Origin of the sequence: Limosilactobacillus reuteri subsp. simiae, assembly GCF_020784875.1 — a bacterium.
Lineage (GTDB): Bacteria > Bacillota > Bacilli > Lactobacillales > Lactobacillaceae > Limosilactobacillus > Limosilactobacillus reuteri_H.
Window position 1 is genome coordinate 1 of sequence record NZ_JAJGUI010000062.1, and the last position, 328, is coordinate 328.

Below are 328 nucleotides of genomic sequence, written 5' to 3' on the forward strand. Positions count from 1 at the left end.
GCGAAAGTACTTCAGCATCTGTGAGTGCGAGCGAAAGTACCTCCGCCTCAGTAAGCGCGAGTGAATCCACTTCAGCATCTGTGAGTGCAAGTGAATCAACATCCGCTTCAGTAAGCGCAAGTGAAAGCACATCTGCCTCCGTAAGTGCTAGTGAATCTACTTCAGCATCTGTGAGTGCAAGTGAATCAACATCGGCTTCAGTAAGCGCTAGCGAAAGCACCTCGGCTTCGGTAAGTGCGAGTGAATCAACTTCAGCATCTGTGAGTGCAAGTGAATCAACATCCGCTTCAGTAAGCGCCAGTGAATCAACATCGGCTTCAGTAAGTGC

At 49.4% G+C, this 328-nt stretch carries 1 protein-coding gene; it reads right to left on the reverse strand.

Annotation, left to right across the window (positions count from 1 at the left end):
- The coding region (locus tag LMC10_RS02005) for an MSCRAMM family adhesin SdrC (protein ID WP_229268795.1) at positions 1 to 328 on the reverse strand (328 nt) is incomplete at both ends.